General features: G+C 75.7%; 24 protein-coding genes. 10 read left to right on the top strand and 14 right to left on the bottom strand.

Translation table 11 applies throughout. The features are described 5' to 3' along the window. Positions 1-7: 7 nt before the first annotated feature. The gene (locus ACZ7RU_RS31065) at positions 8-583 is read right to left on the bottom strand and encodes an RNA polymerase sigma factor (protein WP_470344294.1); all 576 of its coding nucleotides are present in this window, start codon (positions 581-583) and stop codon (positions 8-10) included. 771 nt (positions 584-1,354) lie between these two features. On the opposite strand from ACZ7RU_RS31065, the gene ACZ7RU_RS31060 reads away from it, so the two are divergent. From ACZ7RU_RS31060 to ACZ7RU_RS31050, 3 genes are all read left to right on the top strand, one after another. After that, complete coding sequence (locus ACZ7RU_RS31060; protein ID WP_470344293.1) at positions 1,355-2,173, top strand: hypothetical protein; 819 nt, start codon at positions 1,355-1,357, stop codon at positions 2,171-2,173. A gap of 1 nt (position 2,174) precedes the next feature. Next, on the top strand, positions 2,175-3,908 hold the full coding sequence (locus ACZ7RU_RS31055) for a DNA polymerase Y family protein (protein ID WP_470344292.1): 1,734 nt from the start codon (positions 2,175-2,177) through the stop codon (positions 3,906-3,908). A 61-nt stretch (positions 3,909-3,969) separates the two neighbouring features. Further along, positions 3,970-7,227: an error-prone DNA polymerase gene (locus ACZ7RU_RS31050; RefSeq protein ID WP_470344291.1), complete on the top strand. Its 3,258-nt coding sequence runs from the start codon at positions 3,970-3,972 to the stop codon at positions 7,225-7,227. 86 nt (positions 7,228-7,313) lie between these two features. On the opposite strand, the gene ACZ7RU_RS31045 is transcribed toward ACZ7RU_RS31050, so the two are convergent. After that, entirely contained in the window at positions 7,314-7,925 is a 612-nt protein-coding gene (locus ACZ7RU_RS31045) for a hypothetical protein (protein WP_470344290.1), read from the bottom strand. A 137-nt stretch (positions 7,926-8,062) separates the two neighbouring features. Continuing rightward, positions 8,063-8,881, bottom strand: a complete 819-nt coding sequence (locus ACZ7RU_RS31040; protein ID WP_470344289.1) for a TIGR03084 family metal-binding protein — start codon at positions 8,879-8,881, stop codon at positions 8,063-8,065. Positions 8,882-9,075: 194 nt separating this feature from the next. Here ACZ7RU_RS31040 and ACZ7RU_RS31035 point away from each other — a divergent pair, with 194 nt between their 5' ends. Continuing rightward, complete coding sequence (locus ACZ7RU_RS31035) at positions 9,076-9,852, top strand: helix-turn-helix transcriptional regulator (protein WP_470344288.1); 777 nt, start codon at positions 9,076-9,078, stop codon at positions 9,850-9,852. Here ACZ7RU_RS31035 and ACZ7RU_RS31030 read toward each other — a convergent pair. From ACZ7RU_RS31030 to ACZ7RU_RS31020, 3 genes are read right to left on the bottom strand one after another with little or no spacing between them, the layout of a single operon-like run. Further along, complete coding sequence (locus ACZ7RU_RS31030) at positions 9,845-11,380, bottom strand: AMP-binding protein (protein WP_470344287.1); 1,536 nt, start codon at positions 11,378-11,380, stop codon at positions 9,845-9,847. The genes ACZ7RU_RS31035 and ACZ7RU_RS31030 overlap by 8 nt on opposite strands. 51 nt (positions 11,381-11,431) lie before the next feature. Then, positions 11,432-11,812 carry a MerR family transcriptional regulator gene (locus ACZ7RU_RS31025; protein ID WP_470344402.1) on the bottom strand — a complete coding sequence of 127 codons (381 nt, stop codon included), beginning with the start codon at positions 11,810-11,812 and terminating at the stop codon, positions 11,432-11,434. Positions 11,813-11,832: 20 nt separating this feature from the next. Further along, positions 11,833-12,597, bottom strand: coding sequence for an SDR family NAD(P)-dependent oxidoreductase (locus ACZ7RU_RS31020; RefSeq protein ID WP_470344286.1), 765 nt, complete (start codon positions 12,595-12,597; stop codon positions 11,833-11,835). Positions 12,598-12,797: 200 nt separating this feature from the next. On the opposite strand from ACZ7RU_RS31020, the gene ACZ7RU_RS31015 reads away from it, so the two are divergent. From ACZ7RU_RS31015 to ACZ7RU_RS31005, 3 genes are read left to right on the top strand one after another with little or no spacing between them, the layout of a single operon-like run. Then, entirely contained in the window at positions 12,798-13,259 is a 462-nt protein-coding gene (locus tag ACZ7RU_RS31015) for a group II truncated hemoglobin (protein WP_470344285.1), read from the top strand. Next, positions 13,256-13,801: a GNAT family N-acetyltransferase gene (locus ACZ7RU_RS31010; RefSeq protein WP_470344284.1), complete on the top strand. Its 546-nt coding sequence runs from the start codon at positions 13,256-13,258 to the stop codon at positions 13,799-13,801. Before ACZ7RU_RS31015 ends, ACZ7RU_RS31010 begins: the two co-directional genes overlap by 4 nt. A 10-nt stretch (positions 13,802-13,811) precedes the next feature. Then, a complete protein-coding gene (locus ACZ7RU_RS31005; RefSeq protein WP_470344283.1) occupies positions 13,812-14,198 on the top strand; it encodes a VOC family protein in 387 nt (128 codons plus the stop codon). 9 nt (positions 14,199-14,207) lie between these two features. On the opposite strand, the gene ACZ7RU_RS31000 is transcribed toward ACZ7RU_RS31005, so the two are convergent. Beyond that, positions 14,208-14,801 (bottom strand): maleylpyruvate isomerase N-terminal domain-containing protein, encoded by a 594-nt coding sequence (locus ACZ7RU_RS31000; RefSeq protein ID WP_470344282.1) that lies wholly within the window; start codon positions 14,799-14,801, stop codon positions 14,208-14,210. 145 nt (positions 14,802-14,946) lie between these two features. On the opposite strand from ACZ7RU_RS31000, the gene ACZ7RU_RS30995 reads away from it, so the two are divergent. Then, positions 14,947-15,594: an NAD(P)-dependent oxidoreductase gene (locus tag ACZ7RU_RS30995; RefSeq protein WP_470344281.1), complete on the top strand. Its 648-nt coding sequence runs from the start codon at positions 14,947-14,949 to the stop codon at positions 15,592-15,594. Between the two features lie 36 nt (positions 15,595-15,630). Here ACZ7RU_RS30995 and ACZ7RU_RS30990 read toward each other — a convergent pair whose 3' ends face one another. Then, a complete protein-coding gene (locus ACZ7RU_RS30990; protein ID WP_470344280.1) occupies positions 15,631-16,413 on the bottom strand; it encodes a dioxygenase family protein in 783 nt (260 codons plus the stop codon). A 118-nt stretch (positions 16,414-16,531) separates the two neighbouring features. On the opposite strand from ACZ7RU_RS30990, the gene ACZ7RU_RS30985 reads away from it, so the two are divergent. Both ACZ7RU_RS30985 and ACZ7RU_RS30980 read left to right on the top strand, forming a co-directional pair. After that, complete coding sequence (locus tag ACZ7RU_RS30985; protein WP_470344401.1) at positions 16,532-16,996, top strand: MarR family winged helix-turn-helix transcriptional regulator; 465 nt, start codon at positions 16,532-16,534, stop codon at positions 16,994-16,996. A 299-nt stretch (positions 16,997-17,295) separates the two neighbouring features. Continuing rightward, positions 17,296-17,814, top strand: a complete 519-nt coding sequence (locus ACZ7RU_RS30980; RefSeq protein ID WP_387758255.1) for a GNAT family N-acetyltransferase — start codon at positions 17,296-17,298, stop codon at positions 17,812-17,814. A 29-nt stretch (positions 17,815-17,843) separates the two neighbouring features. Here ACZ7RU_RS30980 and ACZ7RU_RS30975 read toward each other — a convergent pair whose 3' ends face one another. The 6 genes from ACZ7RU_RS30975 to ACZ7RU_RS30950 form a co-directional block, all read right to left on the bottom strand. Next, entirely contained in the window at positions 17,844-18,872 is a 1,029-nt protein-coding gene (locus ACZ7RU_RS30975) for a LacI family DNA-binding transcriptional regulator (RefSeq protein ID WP_470344279.1), read from the bottom strand. A gap of 162 nt (positions 18,873-19,034) precedes the next feature. Next, complete coding sequence (locus ACZ7RU_RS30970; RefSeq protein ID WP_470344278.1) at positions 19,035-19,787, bottom strand: GNAT family N-acetyltransferase; 753 nt, start codon at positions 19,785-19,787, stop codon at positions 19,035-19,037. Positions 19,788-19,990: 203 nt separating this feature from the next. Then, positions 19,991-21,085: a WD40/YVTN/BNR-like repeat-containing protein gene (locus ACZ7RU_RS30965; protein ID WP_470344277.1), complete on the bottom strand. Its 1,095-nt coding sequence runs from the start codon at positions 21,083-21,085 to the stop codon at positions 19,991-19,993. A gap of 140 nt (positions 21,086-21,225) precedes the next feature. Beyond that, positions 21,226-22,686 carry a dihydrolipoyl dehydrogenase family protein gene (locus tag ACZ7RU_RS30960; protein WP_470344276.1) on the bottom strand — a complete coding sequence of 487 codons (1,461 nt, stop codon included), beginning with the start codon at positions 22,684-22,686 and terminating at the stop codon, positions 21,226-21,228. Next, complete coding sequence (locus tag ACZ7RU_RS30955; protein WP_470344275.1) at positions 22,683-23,036, bottom strand: hypothetical protein; 354 nt, start codon at positions 23,034-23,036, stop codon at positions 22,683-22,685. The genes ACZ7RU_RS30960 and ACZ7RU_RS30955 overlap by 4 nt, the downstream gene beginning before the upstream one ends. 190 nt (positions 23,037-23,226) lie before the next feature. Continuing rightward, positions 23,227-23,961, bottom strand: coding sequence for an alpha/beta hydrolase (locus ACZ7RU_RS30950; RefSeq protein ID WP_470344274.1), 735 nt, complete (start codon positions 23,959-23,961; stop codon positions 23,227-23,229). Between the last annotated feature and the right edge of the window lie 181 nt (positions 23,962-24,142).

The raw sequence follows: 24,142 nt of genomic DNA, 5'->3' as shown, positions 1-24,142 counted from the left end.
GTCCTGGTCATCGTTCCGGGCATCGGTTCCCTCCGGGGACTGTTTCGGGGTTGGCCAGCAGGGCCCGTTGAACCGCCGAACGGGCCCGGTGCAGGCGGGACTTCATCGCGGGTGTGCTGAGGCCCAACGCGTCGGCGACCATCCGGCCGCTGTAGCCCTGGACGTCCCGCATGATCAGCACCCGGCGCTGGTCGGCGGGCAGGGCGGCGACCGCGGCCGCCACCCGCTCCGCTTCCAGGCGTCGCAGGACCGCATCCTCGGCCGAGGCCACGGAGGCGTCCTGCCGCAACGGTGCGGCGTCGTCCCGCAGTCGGGTCCGCGCGCGCCGCAGGCACTCGTTGCGGACGATGCGGAACATCCACGACGCCAGGGCGCCGGAGGCCCGCAGCATCCCGATCTTGCGGTACAGGATGATCAGGGCCTCCTGCGCCGCGTCCTCCGCGTCCTCCGGGGTGGCGCAGAGCGAGCGGGCGAACCGTTGCACATTGGGGTGCGAGCCCGACACCAACGCGGCGATCGAGTCGACGTCACCGCCCTGCGCGGCGGCGATCAACTGCTCGCCGGGCCAGGTCGATTCAGCCACGCCCGGCTCGCTTGCGCTTCACGACCAGCATGCAGGTGCAGAGCAGCACCAGGGCGACGGCGATGCCGATTCCGATGACCATCACTACCTCCGGATCCCGTGCCCGACGTTTGTCGGAACGTTTATAAGAGGCACGGGGCGCCTCGAAGGATTCGGCCCCACCCCGGAAAAAATCGTCCGCGTTCCCGACGGGTCGCCGCCGCCCGTCGAGTCGCGGACCGGGTGAGCGCCGCCCGGGACCGGGAGGTGTTCGCCACCGGGCTGTCCGACGGGCTCCGGCCACCTGGTGGCGCGCCGAACCGCCGGCCCGGACGGCGGCGCACCATCGCCCCGGGGTGCAACGGCGGCGTGCCCGGGGGGACTTCGGTACTCGGCCGCGGGCTCCGGACGACCTGGTGGTTCCGCGATCCCGGTGGCGAGTGCGCTGCCGGGATCGCCGGCGTCAACGGCGCAGGGGCTGCCGGGCCAAGGCCGGCGTGGCCTCGGCGTTGTCGCTCCAGGAGCAGACCTCCAGCCAGAGAGGTAGCCGGCCTGGGCGAAGACCAGGACCTCGCCGGGGCAGTCGCCGCTCTCGCCGTGGATCAGGGCTACGGCGGCCACCACCGTGCTCGGCCCGGACGGTGCCGGCCGGACCGAGGCCGTGTCGCGCGGGGGGGCATGCGCGCACCGTACCTCCCCTCAAGCCTCGGCGAGGCGGCGCAACGGAGAGTGACGGGTGGGTTGACCAGGTCGGACTTGAATCTTTGCGAACGAATGTTCGATCCTGGGGGTGTGCCCGTTTTCGAATCTGTTTTCGAATCCACCGCCGAGCAGCCCGCACGTCCCGTGCTCCGACCGGTGGCGCCCCCGGCTGCCGCGCCGGGGGAGCGGGGGGACCGGGAAGGGCAGGCGGCGGAGCGCCGGGGGCTCCTGCCGGTACCGCCCGCGCTGCGGGACGTGCTGCCCGACGCCGGGCTGCGCCGGGGGACGGCGGTGTCGGTGGCGGGCGGGGACACCGGACTGCTGCTGGCGCTCGCCGCCGGGGTGAAGGAGACCGAGGGCGGCTGGGCCGCGGCGGTCGGACTGCCGGACCTGGGGCTGGCCGCCGCCGAGGGGTACGGGCTGGACCTGCGGCGGCTGCTGGTCGCGGACGACCCGGGGCCGCACTGGGCCGAGGTGGTCTCGGTGCTGGCCGGTGCGGTCGAGCTGATCATGCTGCGTCCGGACGGGCCGGTGCCGCCGAAGCTGGCCGCCCGGCTGGCGGCGGTGCTGCGGCGCAGCGGCTGCGTGCTGCTGGTCGCCGGGCCGTGGCCGGGCGCGGCCCTGCGGCTGGGGGTGCGCTCCGGGCGCTGGTTCGGGCTGGGCGACGGCCACGGGCAGCTCGTCGGCCGACAGGTGGAGGTGGTGGCCGAGGGCCGCGGCTCGGCGGGGCGCGGCCGGACGGCCCGGCTCTGGCTGCCGGACGAGCACGGCGCGGTGCGTCCGCTCCAGGAGCAGCCGCAGGAGGAACAGCCGCAGCCAATGGCGGAACCGGCGACACCGGTGATCCCCGTGGTTCCGGCGATACCGGCGGCGGAGCCGGTGGCCCCCCTCGTGGCGGCGGTGGTCTGAGATGGCGGACGACAGAACCCCCCGGGTGCTGGTGGTCTGGTGCCCGGACTGGCCGGTGGCGGCGGTCACCGGTGACGACCCGGTCGCGGTGACCGAGGGCGGGCGGATCCTCGCCTGCTCGGCGGGCGCCCGGGCGGCCGGGGTGCGGCAGGGGCAGCGGCTCAAGCTGGCCCAGCGGCTCTGCCCGGAGCTGGAGCTGCGCGACCGCGACCCGGAGGCGGAGACCCGCCGCTTCGAACCGGTGGTCGCGGCCATGGAGGCGTTCACGCCCCGGGTGGAGGTGATCCGCCCGGGCCTGTGCGCCATCCCGGTGAAGGGCCCGGTCCGCTACTTCGGCGGCGAGGAGGCGCTGGCAGGCAAGGTCGGCAGGGCGGTGGCGGACGCCCTCGGACAGCCGCTCGTCCCGGACGCCGTCCCGGGTGCGGTGGCCGTCGACGAACGCGCGGTGGCCGTCGACGAAGGCACGGTGGCCGTGGACGAGCACACGGGCGCCGTGACCGAACGGCGAGCGGACGCCCCACAGGCCCAGGTCGGTGTCGCCGACGGCCTGTTCGCCGCCGTGCTCGCAGCCCGGGCCGGGGTGCTGGTCCCGGCCGGCCGGACGGCGGAGTTCCTCGCCCCGTACCCGGTGGGCGCGCTGGGCGACGAGGCGTTGGCCGGACTGCTCGGACAGCTCGGCCTGCCCACCGTCGGGGCCTTCGCCGCGCTGCCGGCCGAGTCGGTCGCGGACCGCTTCGGCCCGGCCGGGACGGTCGCGCACCGGCTGGCCCGCGGCCTGCAACCGCGCCCGCTGGTGCCGCGCGACGAGGAGCCGGACCTCGCCGTCGAGCAGCGCTTCGATCCGCCGGAGCCGCTGGCCGAGCCGCTGGTGTTCGTCGCCCGCACGCTGGCCGAGCAGCTGCACCGGCGGCTGGCCGGGGCCGGGCTGACCTGCCGCCGGGTGGCCGTCGAGGTGGCCTGCGCGGACGGCCGGACGGCCTCCCGGCTGTGGCGGCACGAGGGCCGGCTGTCCGCGACGGCGCTGGCCGAGCGGGTCCGCTGGCAGCTCCAGGCCTGGCAGGGCGCGGGCACCTTCGCGAGCCGCGACCCGAACGGCGCCCCGAGCCGTGACCAGAACGACCACCCGAACGGCGCCCCGAGCCGCCACCCCACCCCCGGCCCGGGCGGCCAGGAAGGCTTCACCCTGCTCCGGCTGGCCCCCGACGGCCTCTCCCCGGACCAGGGCCGCCAGCTCGCGCTGTGGGGCCAGGCCGTCGCGGACGACCGGGTGGAGCGCGCGGTCGCCCGGGTGCAGGCGGTGCTCGGGCACGCCGGGCTGCGCCGGATCGAGCCGGCCGGCGGGCGCGGCCCGGGCGAGCAGGTGGTCAAGGTGCCGTGGGGCGAGCCGTACGAGGCGGCGGCGCCGGCCGACGCGCCCTGGCCGGGGCGGCTGCCGGAGGTGTGGCCGACCGTGGTGCTGCGGGAGCCGGCACCGGTGCGGGTGCTGGACGGGGCCGGGCGGCCGGTCACGGTGGACGGCCGGGCGGGGGTGTCGGCCCGGCCGGCCCTGGTCGTGGCCCGGGGCCGGGAGGAGCGGGTGGACGGCTGGACCGGGCCCTGGCCGGCGGTCGAGTACTGGTGGGACCAGTCGCTGGCCCGGCGCCGGGCGCGGTTCCAGGTCGTGGTGGGCGGCGGCCGGGCGCTGCTGCTCACCGTGGAGGGGGGTGCCTGGTACCTGGAGGCCGGCTACGACTAGCGGTGCCCGGAACCCGAGGGGGGAGCCAGAACGAGCACGAGAACGACGAAGGCAACCCCCGATGGGCTTCACCAGCCACCCCACCCTCCCCTGGAGCGAACTGCACCGCCGGCTGGCCGGCGCGGCGCCGGACCGTACGGTCGTCCGGCTGCGCCGCTCCGCCCCGGAGCAGCCGGACGCCGAGCCCAGCCCCGAGGAACCCCTCGCCCCGAATACCGGCCCCACCCCCGGGCAGGGCGCCGAGCCCTGGGCCGAGCTGCACGTCCACTCCGCCTTCAGCTTCCTGGACGGCGCCAGCGACCCGGAGGACCTGGTCGCCGAGGCGGTCCGGCTGGGCGTGGAGACCCTCGCGATCACCGACCACGACGGCCTGTACGGCGCCGTCCGGCTCGCCGAGGCGGCCCGGGGCACGGGCCTGGCCACCGTGTTCGGCGCCGAGCTGACCATCCGCGACGGCGGCGCGCAGGAGCACCTGCTGGTCCTCGCCCGCGACCCGGCCGGCTACCGCCGCCTGTCCGCCGCGATCGCCGCCGCCCAACTGGCCGGCGGCGCCAAGGGCAACCCGCGGTACGACCTCGCGGCGCTCGCCGGGGCGCACGACGGCCACTGGGCGGTGCTCACCGGCTGCCGTCTCGGCCGGGTCCCGGCCGCGCTGCCCGACCGGGGCGAGGCCGAGCGCCGACTGCGGACCCTCGCCGAGGCGTTCGGCCGCGAGAACGTCCACGTCGAGCTGATCGACCAGTGGCTGCCCGGCGACGACCGGCGCAACGGCGCCCTCGCCGCCCTCGCCGCGGAGCTGGGCCTGCCCGTCGTCGCCTCCACCAACGCCCACCACGCCGGCCCCGCCCAGGGCCGCCTCGCGCAGAGCCTCGCCGCCCTGCACGGGCGCCGCACCCTCCAGGACGCGGCCGGCTGGACCAGGGCGGCCGGCACCGCGCACCTGCGCTCGGGCCGCGAGATGGCCGGCCGGCTGGCCCGCTTCCCCGGGGTGCAGCGGGCCACCGCCGAACTCGGTAGGGCCTGCGCCTTCGACTTCGCCAAGCTGGACCCGGAGCTGCCCGGCTTCCCCGTCCCCGAGGGCGAGACCGAGATCAGCCACCTGCGCGCCCTGGTCGCGGCCGGCGGCCCGGCCCGCTTCGGCCCCGGCAACGCCGCCGCCCGCCGCCAGCTCGCCAAGGAGCTGGACGTGATCGAGGACCTCGACTTGGCCGGCTACTTCCTGATCGTGCACGACATCGTGGACTTCTGCCGCGGTCAGGACATCTGGTGCCAGGGCCGTGGCTCGGCCGCCAACTCCGCGGTCTGCTACGCCCTCGGGATCACCGCCGTCGACCCGATCCACTACAAGCTGCTGTTCGAACGCTTCCTCTCCACCGCCCGGGACGGGCCGCCCGACATCGACCTGGACATCGAGAACCGCCGCCGCGAGGAGGTCATCCAGTACGTCTACGGCCGCTACGGACGCGAGCACGCCGCCCAGGTCGCCAACGTGATCACCTACCGGCCCCGGCTGGCGATCCGTGACGCCGCCCGGGTGCTCGGCTACCCGCAGGGGCAGGTGGACGCGTTCAGCAGGCAGACCGACTTCCGCTCCGCCCCCGGCGCGGACGCCGTCATCCCCGCCGACGTGCTCCAACTCGCCACCCAGCTCCACGGCCTGCCCCGCCACCTGGGCATCCACTCGGGCGGCATGGTGCTGACCCGGGAGCCGATCGGCGAGATCTGCCCCACCGAGTGGGCCCGGATGCCCGGGCGCTCCGTGCTCCAGTGGGACAAGGAGTCCATCGCAGGCGCCGGACTGGTGAAGATCGACCTGCTCGGCCTCGGCATGCTCGCCGCGCTGCACGACGCCTGCGACCTGGTCGCGGAGCACCACGGCCTGCGCTACGACCTGGCCACCATCCCGGACGACGACAAGGGCGTGTACGCGATGCTGCGCCGGGCCGACACCGTCGGCGTGTTCCAGGTCGAGTCCCGGGCGCAGATGGCGACCCTGCCCCGGCTCAAGCCGGACCACTTCTACGACCTGGTGGTCGAGGTCGCGCTGATCCGCCCCGGCCCGATCCAGGGCGGCTCCGTCCACCCGTACCTGCGCCGCCGCGCCGGGGTGGAACCGGCCGGCTGCCCGCACCCGCTGATGGAGAACGCGCTCGGCAAGACCCTGGGGGTGCCGCTGTTCCAGGAGCAGATGATGCAACTCGCCATCGACTGCGCCGGGTTCACCCCCGCGGAGGCCGACCGGCTGCGCCAGGCGATGGGCGCCAAGCGCTCGCACGAGCGGGTCGCCCGGCTGCGCGAGCGGCTGCTGGGCGGGATGGCCGAGCGCGGCATCCCGCCGGAGGTGGCCGAGGACGTCTACGTCAAGATCGAGGCCTTCTCCAACTACGGCTTCCCGGAGAGCCACGCGATCAGCTTCGCCTACCTGGTGTACGCCAGCGCCTGGCTGAAGCACCACTTCCCGGCGGCCTTCACCTGCGCCCTGCTGGCCAACCAGCCGATGGGCTTCTACTCGCCGCTTAGCCTGGTCGCGGACGTCCGGCGGCACGGCGTGCGGGTGCGCGGGGTGGACGTCAACGCCAGCGGGGCGCGCCCCACCCTGGAGCCGTACCGGGGGCCGACCCCGAAGCCGCCGCTGACCGCCGGACGCCCGCAACCGGCGATCCGGCTGGGCCTGGAGACGGTGCGCGGCATCGGCACCCCGCAGGCCGAGGCGATCGTGGCCGGGCAGCCGTACGCCGGCCTGGAGGACTTCGCCCGCCGCACCGGCCTGCCCGGGCCCGCCCTGGAGGCGCTGGCGACGGCGGGCGCCTTCGACTGCTTCGGACTGACCAGGCGTCAGGCCCTGTGGGCGGCAGGGGCGTTCGCCGGGATCTCGGCCGATCCGCTCCCCGGCACCACCCCCGGCACCGAGGCGCCGGAGCTGCCCGGCATGAGCCCGGTCGAGGAGACCATCGCCGACCTGTGGGCCACCGGCACCTCCGCCACCAGCCACCCGCTCCAGCACCTGCGCAGCCAGCTGGAACGCGGCGGCGCCCTCTGCGCCGTCCAGCTCCCGGACGTGCCACCGGGGACGGCGGTGGTGGTCGGCGGCCTGGTCACCCACCGGCAGCGGCCGCCGACGGCCGGCGGGGTGCTCTTCCTCAGCCTGGAGGACGAGACCGGGCTGATCAACGTGATCTGCGACCGCCCGGTCTGGGAGTCCCAGCGCCGCACCGCCCTGGACCGGGCCGGGCTGCTGGTCCACGGCCGCATCGAGCGGGACCGGGGCGCCACCAACCTGATCGCCACCCGGCTCACCCCGCTCCGGATCGGCCTCTGAGGCATCCGGAGGGAGTGCGCCGATGCCGCCCGGAGGGGGCTCGTCGGCAATGGACGTCAGCGCCGGCGGACGTCAGCCGGTGGGCGTCAGCCCGGGTACCCGATCTCCGCGAGGTCCTCGGCGAGCTCGTCGAGGTCGGTGTCCGGGTTGAGCGCCGCCACCACGGCCGGGGTGAGCGGGCGCAGCGCCAGGACGTGCTCGACCGCGGCGGTGTCCAGCGCCCGCTCCGGCTCGAAGTAGTCCTCGGCCCACGCCCGGTAGGCCTCGGCGGAGCCGTCCAGCAGCAGATCGAAGAGGCGCTCCGCGCCGCGCTCGGCGGCCGCGCCGTGCCAGGCGTCGTCCCCGGGGGCGCGCCAGAAGCAGCGGGTGACCGTCGGCCCGTCCTCGTCCCCGAAGGCGGGCTCCTCGGCGAAGCGGCGGAACTCCTCCGGCACGGCCGCGAGCAGCTCCGGGGCGTTGGGCGCCTCGTGGTCGAAGCCGCGCCCGTAGGCGCCGACGGCGGAGAAGACCACGACCCAGTCGTCGCCCTGGCCGTTGCGCATCGAGGCCATCTCCTCGCCCTCGTCCCAGGCGGCGTCGAAGGAGTGGTAGCGCGACTCCCAGTCCTCTGGGCAGAGGATTGCGTCGAGCGTGGCCAGCGCGCGGCAGCGGTCGCGCAGCTCGGGGACGGGGGGCAGGGGGCTGAGCAGGTCGTTCATGCAGGCCATTCAACCCCGGCGGCCCGACAGCGCCGCGCCCGGGGCCGCCGGGGGGCCTCCCGGGCCGCCGCCGCACGTCCCGGGGCCCGCCACCGCGACCCTCCCGGCCCCGACCTCGGGCCCCGCCCCCGCCCGTCCTACGACCCGGGCTGCCGCCCCTTGCCCGGCGCCCCGGCGAAGGCCTGGGCGATCGGGAGCCAGGCGGTGGCGACCGGTCCGGTGGCGGTGAGGGCGAGGTCGTCCCGGTGGCGGCGCTGGGTCACCAGCAGGCAGAAGTCCAGGGCCGGGCCGGCCACCACGTCCTGCGCCCCGGCCGGGCCGATGGACCAGGCCCCGCCGTCGGGCGCGGTCAGTTCGAGCCGCACCGGGCGCTCCGGCGCGGGCAGTCCGTGCAGGGTGAAGGCGAAGCCCAGGGTGCGCAGCCCCAGGTGGGCGATGTGCCGCAGCCGGTCGGTGGGCTCGCGGATGGCGCCGAGCGCGTCCGCGACGTCCTGGCCGTGCGCCCAGGTCTCCATCAGCCGGGCGGTCGCCATCGAGGCGGGCTTCATCGGCGGGCCGAACCACGGCAGCCGGACGTCGGCCGGGGCGGCGGCTAGCGCGGCCAGCACCTGCGCCCGCCCGGCCCGCCAGCGGGCGAGCAGTGCCGCGGGTTCGGCGGCCGCACCCGTGCGGGCGCCCTCCTCGACCGGGTCGGCGCCGGCCGCCAGCAGTTCGGTGAAGCGCCCGCCGAGCGACGCGCCGAAGCCCTCCGGGTCGCGTGCGGCCAGGGCCGTCCAGTCGTCGGTCCAGGCCAGGTGGGCGATCTGGTGCGCCACCGTCCAGCCCTCGGCGGGCGTCGGACGGGCCCAGCCCTCGGCCGGCAGCCCGGCGACCAGGCCGTCCAGCACGGCGCTCTCGGCCCGCAGGTCCGCCAGCAGCCCGCCCAGGACGTCACCCGGGGTGTTCGGGTCGGTCATCGGTTTCCCCTCCGACATCTTCCCCTCCGGCATCGACTCGTCTTCCGGTCCGGGCGGCCCCCGCCCGGCAGTTACTACCCGCCGGTAGCGTATCGGCGCACCCTACGCCCGGCCGGCTTCCGCCGTCCGCGACTCCACGAAACACGCATGTCAGGACTCTCGCCACCGGCCCCACCGCGTGTGACAATTCCGCGATGACCAGGGCTGCGGACCCCCACCTTGCGCAACCCGTCGACGGCGCTGCGCGACCCGACGATCCCGAACTCGCCGCGCGCGCCGCCGAGCTGGTGCGGGACGCCGTGCTCGGCGACCTCGCCCGCCGGGTGGTGGCCGAGTGCGGTGTCGACGTCGGCCTGGTCGGCGTGCCCGAGCCGCTGCCCGGCAGCCGCCCCGGCAGCGAGGGCATGGTGCTGCGCCACTGGGCCGGCACCCGGGCCGACCTGCTGCACGACGTGCCCGTCCCGGCCGGACTCGGCCTCGGCGGCCGGGCGCTCGCCGAGCGCGCGCCCACCTGGGTGCCCGACTACCGTGCGGCGACGACCATTTCGCACCACTACGACGCGGCCGTGGCCGCCGAGGACCTGTACGCGATGCTCACCGTCCCGCTGATGGACGGCGGCACCGTGCACGGCGTGGTGTACGCCTCGCTGCGCGCCGTCGTCCCGTTCGGGGACGTGCGGATCTCCGCGGTCGGCACGCTGGCGAAGGCGGCGGCCCGGGCGCTCGCCGGGGCCGCCGCCTGGAACCGCGAACAGCCCCGGAAGGCGGCCCCCGTACCGCCGTTGACCCCGCGCGAGCACGAGGTGCTGCGCTGGGCGGCGACCGGCCGGACCAATCCGGAGATCGCCGCCCGACTGGGCCTGACCTGCAACACGGTGACGGGCTACCTCAAGTCCGCGATGCACAAGCTCGGTGTCCGCAACCGGACCGAACTCGCCCTCACGGCACGGGAGTCGGGGCTCGTCAGTTGACCTGGCGGTCCCGTCCGGCCCAGTACGGCTCGCGCAGCCGGAACTTCTGCAGCTTCCCGGTGGCGGTGCGCGGCAGGGCGTCCCGGAACTCCACCGTGGTGGGCGACTTGTAGCCGGCCAGCCGCTGCTTGCAGTGCGCGATCAACTCGGCCTCGGTGACCGCCTCGTGGCCCTCCCGGAGCACCACCAGCGCCTTCACCGTCTCGCCCCACTTCTCGTGCGGCACGCCGATCACCGCCGTCTCGGCGACCGCCGGGTGGTCGTACAGGCAGTCCTCCACCTCGATCGAGGAGACGTTCTCCCCGCCGCTGATGATGACGTCCTTCTTGCGGTCGGAGATGGTCAGCAGGCCGTCCGTGAGGGTGCCGCCGTCACCGGTGTGGAACCAGTCGTCCCGCAGTGCCTCGGCCGAGGCCCCGGGCTGCTGCCAGTAGCCGTCCAGCACGGTGTTGGAGCGCACCAGCACCTCGCCCTGGGCGTCCACCCGCAGCCGGGTGCCGAGCGCCGGGGCGCCCGCCTGCACCAGCTTCTCGGCCCGCTCGGCGGCCGGCAGCGCGTCCCACTCGCCCCGCGAGCGGTTGACCGTGACCACCGGGGAGGTCTCGGTCAGGCCGTAGAGCTGCATGAACTCCCAGCCCAACTGCTCCTCGACCTGCTGCACCACCGAGGTCGGCGGCGGGGCGCCGGCCACGATCATCCGCACCCGGTCCCGGCCGGGCACCGGGCCGTCCCAGTCGGCGGCCGCGTCCAGCACCATCTGGACCACGGCGGGCGCGCCGGACAGGAAGGTCACCCCGTGCCGCTCGACCCGGCGCAGGATCTCCGCGCCGTCCACCTTGCGCAGCACGATGTGCCGGGCGCCCAGGCCGGTGAGCGAGTACGGCAGGCCCCAGCCGTTGGCGTGGAACATCGGCAGGGTGTGCAGGTAGACGTCCCGGTCGCCGGCGCCGTAGTGCAGGGCCATCACCGTCGCGTTCAGCCAGAGGTTGCGGTGGGTGAGCTGAACGCCCTTGGGGCGGGCGGTGGTTCCGCTGGTGTAGTTGATGGTGGCGGTGTCGTTCTCGGCCACCGCGTACCGCCGGGGGGTGCCGTCGAAGTCGTACAGCACGGCGTCGCTGTCCGCGCCGAGCACGAACTTGTGCTTGGCCACCACCCCGCTCAGGGAGTCGGCGACCTCGGGGTCGACCAGCAGCACGGAGGCGCCGCTCTGCTCGACGATGTACGACACCTCCTCGGCCCTCAGCCGGAAGTTCACCGGCACCAGCACCCGGCCGTACCCGCTCACCCCGAAGAAGGAGGTCAGCAGCCGGGCCGAGTTGTGCGAGACGATCGCGACCCGTTCGCCCGGCCCGACGCCGAGCCGGTCCAGCCCGGCGGCCTGGGCCCGGGCCAGTTCGGCGACCCGGCGGTAGCTCAGCTCGCCCCAGGATTCGGCCGGCTGCACCGGCTCGTCGACGATGCCGACCCGGTCGCCGTAGACCAGCTCGGCCCGGTCGAGGAAGTCCATCACGGAGAGTGGAATCTGCATGGGGCCACTGTCCTCTCCCGGCCGCGCCCTGCACACCCCCGATCGGGGGTGTCACCCGTCCGCGTCGTGCGGCCCGTCCGCCGGCGCCCCGGCCGCCGCCAGTGCCGCCACCAGCCGGTCCCGGGCCTCGGTCTGGGCGGCGATCCGGCGCTCCAGCACCGCCAGCCGTTCCCGGACGATCCCCAGCACCCGCTCGGACGGCCGGACCGCCAGCACGTCCCCGTCCAGGCAGCCCAGCAGTGGCCGGAGGTCCTCCAGGGTGAGCCCGGCGGCCACCAGCGCGCGGATGTTGCGCACCCGGACGACCGCCGACCCGCCGTACTCGCGGTAGCCGTTCGGCGCGCGCTCGGAGTCGATCAGCCCGGCCTGCTCGTAGTGCCGCAGGGCCCGGGCGGTACTGCCCGTCCGGGCCGCCAGCTCGCCGATCCGCACCGCCACCTGTCCCCTCCCGGTCAGCCCACCAGCGCGCCGCCGTCCACCGACAACACTACGCCGGTCACGAACGAGGCCTGCGGCGAGGCGAGTTGGGTGATCGCCCAGGCCACCTCCGCCGGCCGGCCGATCCGGCCCAGCGGGGTGTGCTCGATCTGCCACTTCCGGATCGCCGCCCGCTGCTCGGGGCCGTACCCGGAGTGCTCGCCGATCGGGGTGTCGATCGCCCCGGGCGCCACCGCCACCACCCGGATCCCGCGCGGCGCCAGTTCCACCGCCCAGCTGCGGGTGACCGTCTCCAGCGCCGCCTTGCTCGCCGCGTACACCGAGTTGCTCGGCCAGCCGCGCTGCCCGACGGCGGTGCTGACGTTGACCACCACGCCCCGGCTCCGTTCCAGCGCGGGCAGCGCGGCCTGCCCGAGCAGCACCGGGGCGACCAGGTTGGTGGCCAGCAGCGTCTCGACGCCCGCCCGGTCGAAGCCGCCGACGCTCTGCCGGTCCCGCACGATCGCCGCGTTGTTGACCAGCACGTCCAGCCGTCCGAACCGCTCCAGCGCCACCCGGACGATCTCCTCCGGCGCCTGCGGCCCGGTCACGTCCGCGGCCAGCGGCTCGATCAGCGCCGGGAACGCGGTCGCCGTCTCCGCCAGCGGCTCGAACCGCCGTCCCACCGCCAGCACCCGCGCCCCTTCGGCCGCGAAGGCCCGCGCCGTCTCCCGGCCGATCCCCGTTCCGGCCCCCGTGACCACCACGACCCTGCTCCGCGTCCCGCTCTCGTCGCTCATGGCCCCACCCTCCAACCCTGCCGCCAGCGTCAGGGTCAAGCGGGATCCCCGCCCTCCGCGACGGGAGCCCGCCGCTCCGCTTGCCGAACCCGGCGCTCCGCTTGCTGAGCCCGGCGCGAACAGGGGCCCGAGGCCCGCCGCCCGTGGCCTCCGACTGCTAGGAAGGTGCCCACGCACGGTCCATCCACGGGGAGCACACCATGAACGACCCACGGCCCGACACCACGCTCTACGAGGCCGTCGGCGGCATCGACGTCCTGCGCCGGCTCAGCCACACCTTCTACCGGGGCGTCCTCGCCGACCCCCTGCTCGCCCCGGTCTTCGCCGACTTCACCCCCACCCACATCGAGCGCGTCGCGGTCTGGCTGGCCGAGGTCTTCGGCGGCCCGACCGGCTACACCGACGAACTGGGCGGCCACCAGGCGCTGCTCCGCGCCCACCTGGGCCTGGCCATCACCGAGGAGCAGCGGCTGCGCTGGATGGAGCTGATGGCCGAGGCCGTCCGCGCGGAGCTGCCCGAGGACGAACCGCTCCGCCGCCGGGTGCTGGAGTACTTCGACTGGGGCACCAGGATCGCCGAGGACGTCTCCGCCTCCCCGGCCGGCACCGACCTCGGCGAGCCCGGCCCGACCCCGCGCTGGGGCTGGGAGGGCCTCAAGTGACGGTCGCCGCACCCCTGGTGGCCGACGGCCTGCTGCTGCGCCCGTTCGAGGAGGCCGACGCACCCGCGCTGATCGAGGCCTACCGGGACGAGACCCTGCGCCGCTTCACCCGCACCCCGGTGGACGACGCCGGGCAGGCCGCGCACTGGCTGCGCCTCCAGGACGAGGGCCGGGCGGCCGGCACCCGGTACTCGTTCGCCGTCCTGGACGCCGGCGAGCTGGTCGGCAACGTGGTGCTCAAGCGCGGCACCCCGGGCGGGGAGACGGCCGAGGTGGGGTACTGGACGGTCGGCCCGGCCCGCGGCCGGGGTGTGGCCCCGCGCGCGGTGGAGGCCCTCACCGCCTGGGCCTTCGCCACCTTCGCCGAGGACGGCCTGTGCCGGATCGACCTGCTGCACGAGGGCGACAACCACGCCTCCTGCCGGGTCGCGGAGAAGAGCGGCTACGCGTTCACGGAGATCGTCCCGGCCTCCCCGCCGTACCCTCGGGACGGCCACCGGCACTCCCGGAAAAGGCTGGACGGATCCGATCGGCGCAGGTGAGAGTAGGCACATGGCTTCTCTGGTACGACATGTGACGATCGACTGCGCCGATCCGTACGCCCTCGCCGGCTTCTGGGCCGAGGCCCTGGAGGGCACCCTGGGCGAGGACGACAACCCGGGTGACGACGAGGTCCTGGTGGAGTCCGCCGGCGCCGGGCTGCTCTTCATCCGGGTGCCCGAGGGCAAGTCGGCGAAGAACCGGGTGCACCTCGACCTCCAGCCGCAGGACCGCAGCCGGGACGAGGAGGTGGCCCGCCTGGTCGTCCTGGGCGCCACCGTGCTGGCGGACCGCCGCACCCCGGACGGCAGGGGCTGGGTCACCCTGGCGGACCCGGAGGGCAACGAGTTCTGCGTCGAGCGCAGCCAGGCCGAGCGGGCGGCCACCGAGGGCGCCTGACCGGCCGGGTCAGTCCGGCCACTCGCCCACGGCCGCCCGCCAGGTCCACGAGGACCTGCGCGGGCGGCCGTTCAGTTCCCCGCGCCCGGTGCACCAGAGCAGGACCTCAGCGGGGTGGGCGGCCGGCTCCTGCGGCGCGTCGGGGAAGAGCCGGTCGAGCGCGAACCGGCACGGCCCGGCCGGCGGTTGCCAGGGCAGGCCGAGGCCGCTGGTGATGTCGTGGGTGTGCAGCAGGGTCTCGGCGACGCCCATCGCGGCGAAGCCGAGCGGCTCGCAGGGGCCGTGGTGGTAGGCGCGCAGCTCGGGCGGGGCGGCGTCCAGGGCGGTGGCGAGCAGGTGCCCGGCGGCGGTGACCACGGTGAGCACCTGGGCCGGGTCGGCCTCGGGCCGCACGGTGAGGTCCAGCGGCAGGTAGCGGTCCCGGGGGCGGGCGGCGAGCTGGCCGGCGTAGGCGAGCAGGTCGTGGGCGATGTGGACGGCGGTGTCGCGGCAGCTCCACTCCAGGAGTCCGGCGGGCACGTCCCAGTCGCGGTCCCCGGTGTGCGGGGCGAGGACCGCCAGCGAGGCGTCCAGGGCGGTTCGTACGGGGTCGCCGTTGCGCATGATCACTCCTTCGACGGAACGTCACACGATAGGCCCAACGCCCGGGCACGCGCCGGGAGTCCGTCCGATAATCGACCCTGTCCGACGCGTTCCGTCCGGTCGCCGGCACCCCCACCCGCGCGAGCACCCAGGCAGGCAGGTACCCATGGCCAGAATCGCCGTGATCGGCGCCAACGGCACCATCGGCAGCGCCGTCGTCGCCGAGGCGGTGGCTCGCGGGCACGAGGTCACCGCCGTGGTCCGCGACCCGGACCACTACCGGGGCGGAGCCGCCTCCGTGGAGCGCGCGGACGTGCTGGACCCGGCGGACGTGACCCGGGTGGCCGGCGGCCAGGACGTGCTGGTGAGCGCCGTCGGCGGCGGCGACGGCCCGGGCCACCTGGCGCTGATCGAGCCCGCCGCCCACTCCCTGGTCGAGGGCCTGCGCGCGCTGGGCGACGCGGCGCCCCGGCTGGTCGCGGTCGGCGGGGCGGGCAGCCTGGAGACCGCGCCGGGCGTGCGGGTCTGGGACGCCCCGGGCCTGCCGGAGCCGGTCCTCCAGATCATGCACGCCCACGGTGCCGCCCTGGACTACTACCGGACGGTCTCCGACCTGCGCTGGACGGTGCTCAGCCCGGCCGCCGAGATCGGCCCGGGGGAGCGGACCGGCCGCTACCGCACCGGTCTGGAACAGCTGCTCACCGATGCCGAGGGGCGCAGCCGGATCACGGTGCCGGACTACGCGGTCGCCCTGGTGGACGAGATCGAGCAGCCCGAGCACATCGGCGAGCGCTTCACCTGCTGTTCCGCGTGAGGACCCGCGAGGGGTTCGCCCCGCGTCCCGGCGGGGTCAGCCCAGCTGGATCGAGCGCTTGGCCAGGCCCATCCAGAACCCGTCGATGACGCTGCGCTGGCTGTCCAGGTCGGCCTCGCCGGCGCCGAGGGTGACGAACAGCGGGGCGAAGTGCTCGGTGCGCGGGTGGGCGAGGCGTCCGGCCGGGGCCTTGTGCTCGAAGTCGAGCAGCGCGTCCAGGTCGTGGGCCTCCAGGGCGCGCCGGCCCCAGTCGTCGAACTCGGCCATCACCGAGGTGACCCGGCCGTCGTTGCTGAGCGCCCGCAGGTTGTGGGTGAAGAAGCCGCTGCCGACGATCAGCACGCCCTCGTCGCGCAGCGGGGCGAGCCTGCGGCCGATCTCCATCAGCCGCTGCGGGTCGAGGGTGGGCAGCGAGACCTGGAGCACCGGGACGTCGGCGTCCGGGTACATCTCCACCAGCGGGACGTACGCGCCGTGGTCGAGTCCGCGGTCGGGGATGTCCTGGACGGGTGTGCCGGGGGCGCGCAGCAGCTTGCGCACGCGCTCGGCGAGTTCCGGCGCGCCGGGGGCGGCGTACCGGACGCGGTAGTAGTGCTCGGGGAAGCCCCAGAAGTCGTACACCAGCGGGAGGGTGGTGACGGCGCCGAGGGCGAGCGGGGCCTCCTCCCAGTGGGCGGAGACCATGAGGACGGCCTTGGGCCGGGGCAGGTCGGCGGACCAGGCGGCCAGCTCGCCCGGCCAGACCGGGTCGTCGGCCAGCGGCGGGGCGCCGTGCGACAGGTACAGGGCGGGCATGCGCTCGGGGGCCGCGGTGCTCATGGCGTCCTCCTCGGGACCTCGGAAAACAAAGTAGTTCAAATTTGAACGTCTACTGCGGTCGACGGTACACCTTCGTTCGAATTTGAACAACAGGAGTAGGCTTCGCCCCATGTCCTCACTGAACGAACCCCGCTGGCTGGACCCGGACGAGGCGGCCGCCTGGCGGGGCTTCGTGACCGCGAGCAACCTGCTGAACCGGCGGCTGGAACGCCAGCTCAAGGAGGACTCCGGACTCTCCCACCAGCAGTACGAGATCCTGGTGCACCTGTCCGCGGCCCCCGGCGACTCGCTGCGGATGACCGAACTCGCCGACAAGCTGGTCACCTCCAAGAGCGGCCTGACCTACCAGGTCACCCAGCTGGAACGGGCCGGCCTGGTCGCCCGCCGCTCCTGCCCCAGCGATGTGCGCGGTGTCATCGCCGAACTCACCGACCAGGGGCGGGAGACGCTGCGCCAGGCCGCGCCCGGGCACGTCGCCCTGGTGCGCGAGCTGCTGATCGACGTGCTCACCCGCGAGCAGCTCGCGGTCCTCGCCGAGGGCCTCGGCGCGGTCAGTGCCCGGCTGCGCCTGGAGGACGTCTGACGTCCGCCCCGCCCTCGTCGAGCTCCGCGGCCGCCTCGACCGCCCCGCCGAGCTGACGGTGGCGCAGCTGCGCACCCTCCCCGCCACCGGGTCGAGACCGGCTTCGACTGCCGGACGGCGGCCGAGCGGCACCACGGCCACGAGGGCCCGGCCCTGCTGGACGGGCTGCGCACCGCCCGACGCCCGGGTGCCGCCTCGCGGGTCTGCCGCCCGAACCCCGCCGCCGCACGCCGGAAGGGGCCGAACGGGGGGTCCGAAAACACTCGCCGGAGCCGGGTTTCCATGCCAACATGCCCCATATGGGGACGATTCTGCACGGCACCTTGGTCACGCTCCGCCCGGCCACCGGCGAGGACATCCCGGCACTGGCGGCCATCCGCGGCACGCCCGAGGTGTTCGCCCGCTGGCGCGGCGGCGACGACCTGGCCGGCGAGGTCGCCAACGACCTGGAATCGCCCGGTACCGAGACCTTCGCGATCGACCTCGGCGGCCAGGTGGTCGGCGCCATCCAGTGGTACGCCAACAACGACGACGAGTACCGGCACGCCGGGATGGACCTCTACCTCGACCCGACGGTGCACGGCCTGGGTCTGGGCACCGACGCCGTGCGCACGATGGCCCGTCACCTGGTGCACGACCACCACTACCACCGGCTGGTGATCGACCCGGCCGCGGACAACCTCGCCGCGATCCGCTGCTACACCAAGGTCGGCTTCCGCACCGTCGGCACCATGCGCCAGTACGAGCGCGGGCCGGACGGCACCTGGCACGACAACGTGCTGATGGACCTGCTCGCGGACGAACTGCTCGAGGGCTGAGGTACCGGCCCCGGCGGTCGGCGCCGGCGTCAGGCCCGCGCCTCCGCCGGCGGGCAGCCGCAGGAGCGCCGGACCACCAGCTGGGCCGGGAAGGTGCGGGCGCCCCGGGCGCGGCGCTCGGGCCCGCCGAGGACGAGCTCCAGCGCGGCGCGCGCCATCTCGTCCTGCGCCGTGGTGACGGTGGTCAGCGCGGGCCCCGCGATCACCGCCTCGGCGATGTCGTCGAAGCCGGCCACCGCGAGGTCCTCCGGCACCCGGATGCCCAGGTCGTCGGCGGCCCGCAGCAGGCCGATCGCCTGGTCGTCCGTCGCGCAGAACACGGCGGACGGCCGGTCGGGCCGGGCGAGCAGGGCGAGCGCCTCGGCGTGCGCCCGGACCCGGTCGAACGGTGCCGGGGTGAGCCGTCCCTCGGTGGGCAGCCCGGCCTCCTCCAGCGCGGCGACCCAGCCGGCCGTCCGCCCGGTGACCGGGTCGTGCGGGCTGAGCGCGCGGGTGCCGCCGAAGCAGTGCACCTCGGCGTGCCCGTGCCCGAGCAGGTGGCGGACCACCTCGCGGGCGCCGCCCTCGTCGTCCGCGACCACGGCGACGCCGTCGGTGCTCTCCGCCCGGTGGTGGAGCAGCACCACCGGGGTGCCGTCGGCCACGTCGAAGCCGGTCAGCCCGGGGGTCGCCGGGTCCTGGGTGACCAGGATCAGTCCGTCCACCTGCATCCCGAGGAAGGCGCGGATGTAGTGCGCCTCGCGCTCGTCGGCGTAGTCGGAGTTGCCGATCAGCAGCAGCCGGCCGTGCTCGGCGGCGGCCTGCTCGACGGCGTGCGCGAGCCCGGCGAAGAACGGCTGACGGGCGTCCGGCACGACCATCCCGAGCAGGTCGGTCCGCCGCCGGGCCATCGCCTGGGCGACCCGGTTCGGCCGGTAGCCGAGCTCCTCGACCGCCGCGAGCACCCGCGCCCGGGTCGCCGGCGCCACCGGCCGCGGCCCGTCGTTGATCACATAACTCACGACCGCCGTGGACGTCCCCGCCGCCCGCGCCACATCGTCCCGCGTCACCCTCGCCATGACCGTTGAGCCTACACAGCCCCTCCGACCAGCCTGTTTGCCGAGTCCCCGGCCACCCCGACCGGCCCTCCGCGGGGGCGGTCCGGCCGTGGCCGCCCGCCCGCGGGCCCGCACCCCCGCCCGAGCCGGCACCGGGGCGCGGGTGAGGGCCGGCGGTCCCGGTTAGCCGGCGGCGGGCACGACGACCGTCAGCGAGGTCTCCTGGAGCACGAAGTCCAGCGCCTCGTAGACCCGGCGGGCCGGGTTGCCCTCGGAGACCACCAGGGTCACGGCGGCGAGCCCGCGCTCGGCGGCGTCCCCGAGCGTCCGGCGCAGCAGGTCGGCGCCGAGGCCGCGGTAGCCGCGCTCCGGGTGGCGGAAGACGTCGGCGACCCAGGGCCGGCCGTCGCGGTCGGTGAGGATCAGCCCGGCGACCACGCGGTCCTCCGCGTCCACGGCGAGCACGCTGGACGGCAGCACCGGGCCGATGACCTTGCCCTCGAGCAGAGGGGCGAGCCGTTCGGCCAGCGCCTTGGCGTCCTCGCCCGGGTAGTGGTCGACGTGGTCGGCGGGGAAGGCGGCCCGCCAGGCCTCGTACAGCTCCTCGGGCGCGCGGTCGCAGGGCACCGCCCGCAGGCCCTCGCGCAGCGGCGCCCCTGCCCAGTCGGCGGGCGGGGGATCGGCGCGCAGGTCGCGGCGGAAGGTGTGGGCGTGCCGCAGCACCCGCGCGCCCTGCGCCACCAGCTCCCGCCCGAGCCCGGGAGGGCCGGAGACCACCCAGCCGGGCAGCTCGGCCCGGATGAACGCGGCGGCGTCCACCGACTCGTCCAGGACCTCCAGCAGGTCGGCCCAGGGCCGCCCCTCCCGCTCGCCCAGCAGGTAGCGCAGCACCGGCTCGCCGTCGGCACCCTGCCTGACCACCCAGTCCTCGGCCATGGCCCACCCCACAATCTCGCGGTCGGATCCCGCGGTCGTTCGTCGGCGGCCCATGCTCACCGAGGTCCTGCCGTTCGGCAACGGGTTATTCCAGGCCGCCGGCGCGGGGTTCACGGCATGGGGCACCGGCGCGGGGCCCCGGCGCGGGCTCACCGGCGTCGGGTCGCCGAGGTCAACCGCCGGGCTCGGGCGCGCGCTCCGGGTCAGGCCACCACCGCGGCCCGGACGCAGAGCACGTCCGGCAGGTGGGAGATCAGCAGCGACCAGCTCTCGCCCTCGTCCCGGCTGCCGTACACGTCGCCGGTCCGGTTGCCGAAGTAGATCCCGGCCGGGTCGGCGTCGTCGGTGCGCAGGGCGTCGCGCAGCACGATGCCGTAGTGGTCCTCGCCGGGCAGGCCCTGGGCGAGCTGCTGCCAGCTGGTGCCGCCGTCGGTGGTGCGGAAGACCCGGCAGCGGCGGCCGGGCGGGATGCGGTCGTCCGAGCCGCCGAGCGGGAAGAGGTAGGCGGTGTCGGCCCGGCGGGGGTGGGCGGCCACGGCGAAGCCGAACTCGGCGGGCAGCCCGTCCGCGATCGAGCGCCAGCTGCCGCCCCAGTCGTCGCTGCGGTAGACGCCGCCGTGGTTCTGGAGGTAGAGCCGGTCCGGGTGGACCGGGTCGGGGGCGATCTTGTGCACGCACTGGCCGAACTCGGGGTACTGGCTCTCCTCCGGGAAGAACTCGGCGCGCAGGCCGGTGTTGGAGGGCTGCCAGCTGTCGCCGCCGTCCTTGCTGCGGTAGACGCCGCCGCTGGAGACGGCGATCAGCAGCCGCTGCGGGTCGCGCGGGTCGGTCAGGATGGTGTGCAGGCCCTGGCCGCCGTAGCCGGCGCCCCACTGCGGCCGCTGGGGGTGGTTCCAGAGCGGCTCGACCAGCGCGAAGGTCTCGCCGCCGTCGGTGGAGCGGAACAGCGCGGCCGGCTCGGTGCCCGCGTAGACGACGCCGGGGGCCTCCGCGCCGGCGGGCTGGAGCTGCCAGACCCGGGTCAGCGAGGCGCCGGTGGACTCGGGGAAGCGGATGGCCGGCTGCGGCGGCTCGAACCAGCTCTCGCCGAGGTCGTCGGAACGCCAGACCGAGGGCCCCCAGTGGCTGCTGTCGGCGCCGACCAGAATTCTGGTCCGGCCGTCGCGGCGGTCGACGGAGACGGAGTAGATCGCGTTCATCGGGAAGTGCGGCCCGCTGAACTCCCACGTCAGCCGGTCGCGGCTGCGGCCGAGGAAGAGGCCCTTCTCGGTTCCGACCGCCAACAACACCTCGGTCATGCCACACACCACCTGGTCACGAGTACGGCCCCCCGGGACGCCCCCCGACTGCCAGTGTCCCGCCGTCCACCGGTGACCACAGCTCGCCGCGCCGGTCACCCGGGAGGGCGACATCCGTTCGAGGGGCCGTCCGTTCGGGGCTATCCTCGGCAGTCCTCCAGCAGCCGCAGCCAGACCTCGCTGATCGTCGGGTACGCGGGCACCGCGTGCCAGAGGCGGTCGATCGGGACCTCGCCGACCACCGCGACGGTCGCCGAGTGCAGCAGCTCGGCCACCCCGGGGCCGACCAGGCAGGCGCCGACGATCAGCTGCCGGTCCAGGTCGAAGACCACCCGGGCCCGGCCGCGGTAGTCGTCGCCGTAGAGCGAGGCCCCGGCGACGGAGCCGATCTCGTGGTCGACGGTCTTCACCCGCAGTCCGGCCTCCTCGGCGGCGGCCCGGGTCAGACCGACGGCGGCGACCTCGGGCTGGGTGAACACCACCTGGGGCGCGCCCGCGAGGTCGGCGGACGCGGCGTGCGCGCCCCAGCGCGAGGTGTCCAGCGGGCGCCCCTGGGCGCGGGCGGCGATCGCGGCGCCGGTGATCCGGGCCTGGTACTTGCCCTGGTGGGTGAGCAGCGCCCGGTGGTTGACGTCCCCGGCGGCGTAGAGCCACTCGCCGCCCTCGCCGTCCGCCCCGTCCACGCCGAGCACCGTGCAGCTGTCGTCCACCTCCAGCCAGTCGCCCGGCTTCAGGCCGACCTGCTCCAGCCCGATGTCGGCGGTGCGCGGGGCCCGGCCGGTCGCGTACAGCACCTCGTCGACGGTCAGCGTCCCGCCGCCGCCGAGGGTGAGGGTCACCGGCCCGGAGCCGTCCGCCCGCTCCAGCGCGGTGACCTCGGTGCCGAAGCGGAGGTCCACTCCGGCCGCCCGCAGGCCCTCCGCGACCAGCTCGCCCGCGAACGGCTCCATCCGCGGCAGCAGCCCGTCACCGCGCACCAGCAGCACCACCTCGGAGCCGAGCGCCCGCCAGGCGGCGGCCATCTCCACCCCGACCACGCCGCCGCCGACCACCGCCAGCCGCCCGGGGACGGACGGCGAGCCGGTCGCCTCCCGGTTGGTCCACGGGTGGGCCTCGGCGAGCCCCGGTACGTGCGCGGGCAGCACCGGGCGGCTGCCGGTACACACCGCGACGGCGTGCCGGGCGGTGAGGACCCGCTCGCTGCCGTCCTCGGCCTCCACCGTCACCGTCCGCACCCCGGCCAGCCGGCCGTGGCCGCGGACCAGCTCGATGCCGGTGTCCCGCAGCCACTGCACCTGGCCGTCGTCCTGCCAGTCGGAGGCGAAGGAGTTCCGCCGGGCGAGCACCGCGGCCGGGTCCAGCCGCCGGTCGCCGACCGCCTCCCGGGAGCCGGCCACCGCCCGGGCGTCGGCCAGCGCGGCCACCGGCCGCAGCAGTGCCTTGCTGGGCATGCAGGCCCAGTAGGAGCACTCGCCGCCGACCAGCTCGGCCTCCACGATCACGGTGCGCAGCCCGGCGGCGACCGTCCGGTCGGCCACGTTCTCGCCGGTCGGGCCGGCCCCCAGGACGATGACGTCGTACTCCTCGGCGGTGCTGGTCATGCCCGGTCCTCCGTCGTCTCGATGGCCACCCCGGCCCGCGGGGCGGGGGTGGCGGGTGTGCGCTCGCGGTCGTCGTGCGGCCGGACGTGCCGGTCCCCGGCCGGGCCGCCCGTCGGGGCGGCCCTCCGGGAGCGGCCGCCGCGGCCGCCGTCGGTCCCGTACCCGAGCCTGAACCGGGCGGCCTGCCGCGGCCACTTCCCCCGCTCGTGGCGCGGCCGTGGGGTGACCGCGGTGCGGGAGCCGGGCGAGGTGCCCGGTCGGCCGGCCCGGCTCGGACCGTTCGGACCGCCGTCCGGCCGGAACTCCGGTCCGGTGTCCGGTGGTTCGGTACGGCTGGGCTGCTCGCGCACGGGTGCTCGCTCCTCGCTCGGGTACGGCGTGGGCCCCATCCTGCCGGTCCGGGCGCGGTCGCGCGACGGACGGACACGCCGAGGGCGCCGTCGGAACACCTCCGGACGCGGACGGGACAGACCCGGGGCCCGGTGTCGGCCGGGGCCGGCGGCCGGAGCGACGGACGCGCCACCGGACGGACCGGCGGGCTCAGAGCGCGGCGAGCTCCGCCAGCACCGCCGCCGTGTCGGCCGGGCGGGAGAACATCGGCCAGTGCCCGGTGGGCAGTTCGCGCAGCTCCCAGTTCGGCCCGGACATCCCGGCGAAGTACGGGTGTCCGGCGGCGATCAGCTCGCGCACCTGGGACAGCGGGAAGGAGCAGGAGACCAGCGCCTGCGGCAGCGCCGCCCCGGCGCCGGTCAGCCGCAGCCGGTCCCGGTACGCCCCGGCCGGGTGCGGGGTGGCGCGGGAGCGGACGCGCGCGAGGGTGGCCTCGTCCAGCCCCGCCACGCTCGCGCCGTGCTCCGACAGGAACTCCCAGGACGGCATCGGCAGACGGCCGTCGACCACCGAGGCCTCGGCCGCCCGCTGGTAGTCGGGCTGCCAGAGGTCGAAGACCGCGGAGCCGTCGATCAGCGGGCCGCTGTCCAGGTAGACCACCCGGCGGATCCGCTCCGGCATCCGGTCCGCCAGCCCGCCCACCGGGGCGCAGGCGCCGCTGTGCGCGACCACGACGACGTCCGACAGGTCCTCCCGGACCAGCAGCCCGGCGAGGTCGGCGATGTGGTCCTCCAGCCCGAACTCGCCTTCCTCGCCCGCGCGTTCGGCCACCCCGGGCAGGCTGACGGCGTACACCCGGTGGCCGTCAGCGCGCAGCGCTTCGGCCACCTCGTCCCAGGCCCAGGCGCCGATCCAGAACCCGGGGACCAGTACGAACGTGCTCATGGCGGATCACTCCATTCGTCGGTGGGGATGTCGGGGAGGCCTCGATGAGCCAGGGCGAGCCGGGACGGGCCCGGGGCGAGCCGGTCGAGTCGCGGCAGGCCTCGAAGGGCCGGCGAGGGCTTCGCCGCGGTGGGACCTCCTCCACCGCCGACTCTAGGATCGGATCCGGACAGAAGTCGCC

The organism is Kitasatospora sp. NPDC114501 (assembly GCF_055633695.1).
Note: the sequence above shows the minus strand (reverse complement) of the source record. Positions and strands in the feature narration are given on the sequence as shown.